This is a genomic window from Synechococcus sp. R55.8 (genome assembly GCF_047461895.1).
Classification (GTDB): domain Bacteria; phylum Cyanobacteriota; class Cyanobacteriia; order Thermostichales; family Thermostichaceae; genus Thermostichus.
Map to the genome: position 1 here is coordinate 1 of NZ_JANSIB010000126.1, position 7,225 is coordinate 7,225.

A 7,225-nucleotide genomic window follows, 5' to 3' on the forward strand; every position below is an offset into this window, starting at 1 on the left:
GTTCCCCCTTCGGGGGGATCCCTAGAAATTGGAAACAATTCGGTTGACCCAGTGTGGGACACTGTGGAGTGTACAGTTCCCCCTTCGGGGGGATCCCTAGAAATTGGAAACTGCTAACTAAGCGTAGCCGAATAAAGCGCGCAGAGTCGATCCGTTCCCCCTTCGGGGGGATCCCTAGAAATTGGAAACTTGGACATAGCTATCCTCCTATTGGCAGGGAACACTGGGTTCCCCCTTCGGGGGGATCCCTAGAAATTGGAAACCACCGTTCTGCCCGGAGAATTTGCTCTTTGGTGTATTTCAGTTCCCCCTTCGGGGGGATCCCTAGAAATTGGAAACTTCTTGGTAGACAACTACATGGTCTCCACAATCAAGTTCCCCCTTCGGGGGGATCCCTAGAAATTGGAAACCTGGTTAGGTTGACCAGTCGTGAAGCACTGGCCACCGTTCCCCCTTCGGGGGGATCCCTAGAAATTGGAAACTTGACGAGGACTTTTACCTGGTCTGCAATACGACGGTAAGAGTTCCCCCTTCGGGGGGATCCCTAGAAATTGGAAACAGTTCAACAACACGCTGACCAGGAACCCCAAAGAAGATAGCAGTTCCCCCTTCGGGGGGATCCCTAGAAATTGGAAACTCATTGGGATCCGGCCACCCATCCCCCAAGTCCTCTTCGTTCCCCCTTCGGGGGGATCCCTAGAAATTGGAAACTCCGTCCAGAGTGGAGCCCTCAACATATCCGTACACTGCGTTCCCCCTTCGGGGGGATCCCTAGAAATTGGAAACTTTAGGTGGGGTTTAACTACTCTTCGTATTCATATACGAAGTTCCCCCTTCGGGGGGATCCCTAGAAATTGGAAACAGCATTTCGCGTACTTTTTCAGGTTTGATGGGGACTAATGTTCCCCCTTCGGGGGGATCCCTAGAAATTGGAAACTATAGACAAACTCTACGGCCAATTCCGGCGTCCCTTGTTCCCCCTTCGGGGGGATCCCTAGAAATTGGAAACAAGATAACTCTACACCTATGGAACTAAGCTAGATTTAAAGTTCCCCCTTCGGGGGGATCCCTAGAAATTGGAAACTTGCGTTCTGTCTGGCTACCTCAGGAAGACCAGAATAGTTCCCCCTTCGGGGGGATCCCTAGAAATTGGAAACCCTAAACAAACTCTGCCTCTTCTAAAAATATAAGGAGTTCCCCCTTCGGGGGGATCCCTAGAAATTGGAAACTAGGCTACACTAGCTTGCATATTCTGGCAGCCTACGGTTCCCCCTTCGGGGGGATCCCTAGAAATTGGAAACTCCATGTAACTTAACCCGCCATCCTGCTTATCCAATGTTCCCCCTTCGGGGGGATCCCTAGAAATTGGAAACGGTAGCTTGCGACAGGCGAATGACTGCCTCAAAGCTATTCAGGGTTCCCCCTTCGGGGGGATCCCTAGAAATTGGAAACTGGAAAATCAACCAAGTTCCACGAAGGTTGAAGACCTTGTTCCCCCTTCGGGGGGATCCCTAGAAATTGGAAACAACCCGTCTTCCGTTGTGATGGTGTAATCGTCGTTCAAGTTCCCCCTTCGGGGGGATCCCTAGAAATTGGAAACGCGTACAGTCCGATTAAATCTTTTACGAGCCCTCTCACGCGTTCCCCCTTCGGGGGGATCCCTAGAAATTGGAAACTCATCCATCCAGGAAGAATCGTCTTCCCATGGGTTGTCGTGTTCCCCCTTCGGGGGGATCCCTAGAAATTGGAAACTTGTTGGATCCCTTGCCACCTTGGGGTGTATTTGTTGAGTCAGTTTCCCTGTAGTGAGGGCTCCCTAGGGATGGGGAAAGGACTCAACAGCTTGCGCTGGCTGGCGCGTCAGTATGCGCTTCGAGTTCTGGATGCTGCCGGTATAACCCTCAATGGCTCACAGCCCTGGGATATTCAAGTTCACGACGAGCGGCTCTACCTGCGCTGCCTGCTCTATGGATCCCTGGGCTTTGGCGAGGCCTACATGGAGGGCTGGTGGGATTGCGAGGCCATTGATGAGTTAGTTTGTCGTCTCCTAACTGCCCAGGCACCGCAGCAGGTGGGTTGGCTAACTCAGCCCTTGCTTGGGCTGGACAGTCGCCTCATCAACCGCCAGCGGGGCAAGGGGGCATTTGTCATTGGCCAGCGCCACTACGACATTGGCAACGATCTCTATGAGGCCATGCTGGATCGCCGCATGATCTACAGCTGTGCCTATTGGGATAGGGGCGCGCAAACTCTGGATGAAGCCCAAGAAGCTAAGCTTGACCTCATTGCCCGCAAGCTGGAACTCCAACCCGGCATGCGGGTGCTCGACATCGGCTGTGGCTGGGGCGGCACAGCCCAGTACCTGGCCGAACGCTACGGGGTGCAGGTTGTGGGGATTACTGTTTCCAAAGAGCAAGCCAAACTGGCCAGCGAACGCTGCCGCGGCCTGCCGGTCGAGATTCGGTTAGAAGACTATCGCCAGACCCAGGGAAAGTTTGATCGCATCCTTTCTGTCGGCATGTTTGAACATGTTGGCTACCGAAACTACCGAACGTTTATGCAGGTAGCCCGCCGCTTGTTGAACGACAATGGCTTGTTTCTTCTGCACACCATCGGCAGCAACGTGGCCTACCAGGGGCGGGATCCCTGGATTGAGCGCTACATTTTCCCCAACTCGATGCTGCCCTCGCCTCATCTGATTACTGCAGCCTTTGAGGGCTTATTTGTGCTGGAAGACTGGCACAATTTTGGGATCAATTACGTGGCCACCTTAAAAGCCTGGCACGCCAATTTCGAGCAGGCATGGCCAAAATTAGCCGACCGCTACGATGAGCGCTTTCGCCGCATGTGGCGGCTCTATCTCCTGATGAGTGCCGGTAGCTTCAAGGCCCGGGCCAGCCAGCTCTGGCAACTGATCCTCTCACCTCGTGGGGTGAGCGGCGGCTATCGCTCGGTGCGGTAACGACAGTCCCAAAAGTTTGCAGGTGCCCCTGCGCCTTCGCTGAGTGGGGGTGTTATGATGAGTTTGATTATCATTCTCACTCTAGACAAGCTGAGGGATGCCCGCAGCTCTGCAGCAAAAAATTGTCAATCGCTTCCAGAAGGCCAAGACCTCGCGGCAGAAGTATGAGCTTCTCCTAGCCTATGCCAAGCGCCTGCCACCCTTTCCCGAAGCGGAGAGGAAGGAGGAGAACCTAGTCAGAGGTTGCGCTTCGCGGGTGTGGCTGGCCACCGAGTTTAGGGAGGGCAAGGTCTACATCCAAGGGGATGCCGATGCTCAGTTGGTCAAGGGTTTGGTGGCCATTGTGGTGGAGGGGCTAAGTGGCCTAGCGCCGGAAGAGATTTTGGGGGTTTCCCCAGAGTTTGTGCGGGAGATGGGCCTCAATTTCAGCCTTAGCCCTTCCAGGAGCAACGGTCTGGTGAGCATGTTTTCGATGCTGCGGCAGAGGGCCTTGGCTTTTGGGAAGTCAGTTGCTTCCAGCTCTGCTGTCTCTGTTGTCTTGTGAGGTATTCAGGCTCATGACTGATCAAGCTAACTCTATCCGTTCGGCTCGACCGGTGCGATCGCTGGTCTCGCTGCTGGCCGCCCTCTCGGTCGGGATCCTGGGAAGCCTGCAGATGCGCCAAGAAGAGTCCCGGGCCCAGCAGGGATCCAGCCCCCCAAAGGTGGTGACCACGATTTTGCCGATAACGCAATTTACCCGTGCTGTGGCCGGGGATCGGGCAGAAGTCACGCCACTCCTTCCCCCTCAGATGGGGCCCCACGACTTTCAGGCTCGACCCGAGGAGGTTCGTTTGCTGGCTCAGGCGGATGTGCTGGTGATCAACGGGTTGGGTATGGAAACGTTTTTGGAAGGGTTGATCGCCAGCGCTGGGAACCCCCAATTGCAAATCGTTGACAGCAGCGAAGGGATCCCAACTTTGCGGGCTGAGGAGCCAGAGCATGGGCACTCCCACGGTCACGGCCATGGACACTCTCATGGACACAGTCACGGCCATTCTCACGGGCATGGCCATGGCCACTCTCATGGGCACAGCCACGGCGAGTTTAACCCCCACATTTGGCTGGATCCCAGGCGGGCCATTCAGCAGGTGGAAAATATTCGTGATGGCCTCATCTCTGTAGATCCGGCGGGGGCAGAGATCTACCAGGCCAATGCGGCTGCTTTTATCGAGAAGCTCAAGGCTTTGGATGAGGAGATTGCCGCTCGGCTAGCTCCCTTTGCCGGAAGAAGCTTTGTAGTTTTCCACAACTTTGCTCCCTACTTTGCCGAGCGCTACAACCTCAAGGCTGAGTTTTTGGTGGAGATCCCTGAAGCCAGCCCCTCCCCCGAAGATGTGCGGCGGGTGATGGAGACGGTGCGGGCATCCGGCCTGAAGACGATCCTGGTGGAACCGCAGCTGGGGAGTAACAACCCCTTTGAGGTTTTGGCCAGAGACCTAGGGATCCAAGTTCGCGTTTTCGATCCCATCGAAACCGCTGGCCCTGAGGGGATCGAGCCGGAATATTACCTGACCATCCTGCGGCAAAACGTGGATAATCTGATCTCGGCCTTTGAGAAGGAGACGGCCTTCCTGCCCCTGCAATTGCCGCTGCTGGGCCAAGCTGCTCTCGAACACCTGCTGGCGAGGGGGCGATGATCTCCTGCTCCGGCGAGGTTGTCCTGCGCGTGGAGGGGCTGACGGTCTATCGGGGATCCCGCTTGGCAGTACAGAATGTGTCATTTGAGCTGAGGGCGGGATCCCATACGGCCATTGTCGGCCCCAATGGCGCTGGCAAAAGTACCTTGGTGCAGGCCATCTTGGGGATCCTGCCGCGGCAGTGCGGCTCGGTTTGGATTCTGGGAGAGCCGGTGTGCCTGTCCGGTTATTTGCCCCCCTCGGTGCGGCAGCAGGTGGCTTACGTGCCCCAGCGTTTTCAGTTCAATCCTGGGATCCCCATGGTGGTGGAGGAGTTTGTGGCTTTGGGTTGGGGGGCATTGCAACCCTGTTGGCCTTGGCAGCAGCGCTCTGCTCGGCGGCAGGCGGTGAAAGAGGCGTTGGAACGGGTCGGCGCATCCCACCTGTCCTCTAAGGCTCTGGGCCAGCTCAGCGGCGGGGAGCTGAAACGGGTGCTGTTGGCCTATTGCTTGGCTTGGCCGCGGCGGTTGCTTATCCTCGACGAGGCACCGGCAGGCTTAGATACGCTCAGCGAGGGGGAGTTTTACCGGCTCCTGGAAGAGCTGCGCCAATCTCTGGGCTGGGCCATTTTGCAGATCTCCCATGATTTGGAAATGGTGTCTTGCTATTGCGACCGCGTGCTGTGCCTCAACCAATCCCTCATCTGCCAGGGATCCCCCCAGGTGGCTTTGGCACCAGAAGTGCTGAGCCGGGTTTATGGGCCTGTTCGCGACAGCGGTGCGGAGCACCATTTTGTCCGCTACATCCACCGTCACTGAGGGGAAGGCGATGTTGGAGGGCTGGGTGCGGGTAGTGGAGCTGTTGCAGTTGCCCTTTATGCAGCGGGCCATGCTGGGCGGGATCCTCACCGGCATGACGGGCGGGCTGCTGGGCAGCTTTGTCATCTTGCGGCAACTGTCGTTCTTTAGCGATGCCCTGGGGCATTCGGCTCTGCTGGGGATTGTTTTGGGAGTGCTGCTGGGGCTGAATCCCACCGTGGTGCTGATGGTGTTTGGGGTGGGGTTTGCTTTGGGCGTCACCTTTGTCCTGGAGCGCACTCAACTGTCGGCGGATGCGGTGCTGAACATCATCTACTCTTCCTCTTTGGCGCTGGCCGTTATCGCCCTCAGCTTGCTGCCCGGCTATCGGGGCAACCTCAACCAGTTGTTGTTTGGGGAGATTTTGGGGATCAGCCCGGCAGCCCTGTGGACGAGCGGGATCCTCTTGCTGATCAGCTCGGCCTATGTGGGATTGACTTTGCCCTCCCAAATGTTGCTGACCCTGGATGAGCCGCTGGCGCGGGCGCGGGGGGTTCAGGTGGGCTGGCAGAAGCTGGCTTTTGTGGTGTTGCTGGCTGTGGTGGTGGCGCTCTCAATTCGCTCTGTGGGGGTGTTGCTGGTGAGCGCTTTTGTGGTCATCCCAGCCTCGACGGCAAGGCTTTTGGGATCCCGCTTTACAACCTATGTGCTGCTGGCCATAGGTATTGGGGGACTGAGCGCGGTGCTGGGGATGATCGCCTCGGCAACCTTCAACCTGCCCTCCGGCCCCAGCATTGTTGCCACCCAGTTGCTCTTTTTTCTCCTAGCTATGGCGCTCAAGGGGGTGTCGCAACTCCTGCAGCTCTAGCTAGCGGCAATCCAAGAGCTCTCTCGGGCAGCGGCTTTTCCTGCAGAAGCTGGCCAAACAGGCGGCGATAGCTCTCTGGAAAGACCTGCCCGCTGAGGGTGGGCTGCTCGTAGACGCGCTTGAGGGTGTTGAGATCCCGCTTGGTAATGTTGGGCACCCGCAACACCCGCCGATTGCCGGTAGCCGCCGCATGGTGTCCGCCATACATCAGATCCCGCAGGTTCGGGCTATGGCCCCACAGCCCCAGCCCATGCCCGATCTCGTGTCGGGCCACCGCCGTTATTTCGGCCAACCCCTGTCCTTCTGCAATGACGATGCGCACCCGCTGCTGCAAAGAGCCATCGGAGGCGAAGAAAAACTCCGGGCGGGCCGCCCCAGCCACCCCGCCGCCAATAGGAGGAACGCGGTAAATGCTCATCCCGTAGAAAGCCTCCTCCTCTTTGGCCACCACCTTGAGCGGGATGTAGGCCGACCACTCCTTCACCGCTTGCTCCACGGAGGCCTTCCACTGGGGGTGATCCCCTTGGATGTAGATAGGGACGGGATAGAAGGCCCACTGGGCATAGGCTCCACCTGGCAAAAGCGGCTCGATTTCCTCAAAGTAGTCTCCCACCGCCTTGTCGTAGGCGTAGCGATCCAGGCCGGGGGGGAGTTTGAGCCGCATCGGCTGCGGCAGTTCTCCGGCTTGAGTTTGAGCCTGGGCTTGCAGGGCTTCAATGCCAAAAAAGTGGGGAACCAGCAGGGATCCCCTGCCCCCCACTGCCAGGACGAGGAGCATCGTCCAGCCGAGGATGCAAAGCTGTAGAATGCGCCGCCGCATCAAAGCCGCCCTTTCGCCCTTGTCTTTCTACAAGGTTAGTGGCTCAGAAAGCAAGTGTCGTTCGTTTGACATCCTCCCCGGCCTGAAGGCTGGAGATTCCTACCACGCTGCGCATGGATG

6 protein-coding genes and 1 CRISPR repeat array are annotated in these 7,225 nt (G+C 57.5%); of the genes, 5 read left to right on the forward strand and 1 reads right to left on the reverse strand.

The genetic code is table 11. The features are described from left to right. Positions 1-1,752: direct repeats of the CRISPR family, unit length 36 nt; unit sequence GTTCCCCCTTCGGGGGGATCCCTAGAAATTGGAAAC. Positions 1,753-1,822: 70 nt separating this feature from the next. The 5 genes from cfa to NW829_RS11265 all read left to right on the forward strand — a co-directional run bounded on the left by cfa (position 1,823) and on the right by NW829_RS11265 (position 6,285). Continuing rightward, on the forward strand, positions 1,823-2,962 hold the full coding sequence (gene cfa / locus NW829_RS11245) for a cyclopropane fatty acyl phospholipid synthase (RefSeq protein ID WP_414417108.1): 1,140 nt from the start codon (positions 1,823-1,825) through the stop codon (positions 2,960-2,962). Positions 2,963-3,059: 97 nt separating this feature from the next. Next, on the forward strand, positions 3,060-3,506 hold the full coding sequence (locus NW829_RS11250; RefSeq protein ID WP_414388094.1) for a SufE family protein: 447 nt from the start codon (positions 3,060-3,062) through the stop codon (positions 3,504-3,506). 13 nt (positions 3,507-3,519) lie between these two features. Beyond that, positions 3,520-4,641 carry a metal ABC transporter solute-binding protein, Zn/Mn family gene (locus NW829_RS11255; protein ID WP_414417109.1) on the forward strand — a complete coding sequence of 374 codons (1,122 nt, stop codon included), beginning with the start codon at positions 3,520-3,522 and terminating at the stop codon, positions 4,639-4,641. Further along, positions 4,638-5,438, forward strand: coding sequence for a metal ABC transporter ATP-binding protein (locus tag NW829_RS11260; RefSeq protein ID WP_414417110.1), 801 nt, complete (start codon positions 4,638-4,640; stop codon positions 5,436-5,438). The genes NW829_RS11255 and NW829_RS11260 overlap by 4 nt, the downstream gene beginning before the upstream one ends. Positions 5,439-5,448: 10 nt before the next feature. Continuing rightward, the gene (locus NW829_RS11265; RefSeq protein ID WP_414343173.1) at positions 5,449-6,285 is read left to right on the forward strand and encodes a metal ABC transporter permease; all 837 of its coding nucleotides are present in this window, start codon (positions 5,449-5,451) and stop codon (positions 6,283-6,285) included. Here the strand turns inward: NW829_RS11265 and NW829_RS11270 are convergent. Beyond that, entirely contained in the window at positions 6,254-7,105 is an 852-nt protein-coding gene (locus tag NW829_RS11270) for a hypothetical protein (RefSeq protein ID WP_414332345.1), read from the reverse strand. The genes NW829_RS11265 and NW829_RS11270 overlap by 32 nt on opposite strands. Positions 7,106-7,225: the final 120 nt, after the last annotated feature.

Bases quoted from the DNA above. Each gene is read 5' to 3' on its own strand.
- NW829_RS11265 (WP_414343173.1), top strand. From the start codon at position 5,449: ATGTTGGAGGGCTGGGTGCGGGTAGTGGAGCTGTTGCAGTTGCCCTTT.
- NW829_RS11250 (WP_414388094.1), top strand. From the start codon at position 3,060: ATGCCCGCAGCTCTGCAGCAAAAAATTGTCAATCGCTTCCAGAAGGCC.
- NW829_RS11260 (WP_414417110.1), top strand. From the start codon at position 4,638: ATGATCTCCTGCTCCGGCGAGGTTGTCCTGCGCGTGGAGGGGCTGACG.
- NW829_RS11255 (WP_414417109.1), top strand. From the start codon at position 3,520: ATGACTGATCAAGCTAACTCTATCCGTTCGGCTCGACCGGTGCGATCG.
- NW829_RS11270 (WP_414332345.1), bottom strand. From the start codon at position 7,105: ATGCGGCGGCGCATTCTACAGCTTTGCATCCTCGGCTGGACGATGCTC.
- cfa (WP_414417108.1), top strand. From the start codon at position 1,823: ATGGGGAAAGGACTCAACAGCTTGCGCTGGCTGGCGCGTCAGTATGCG.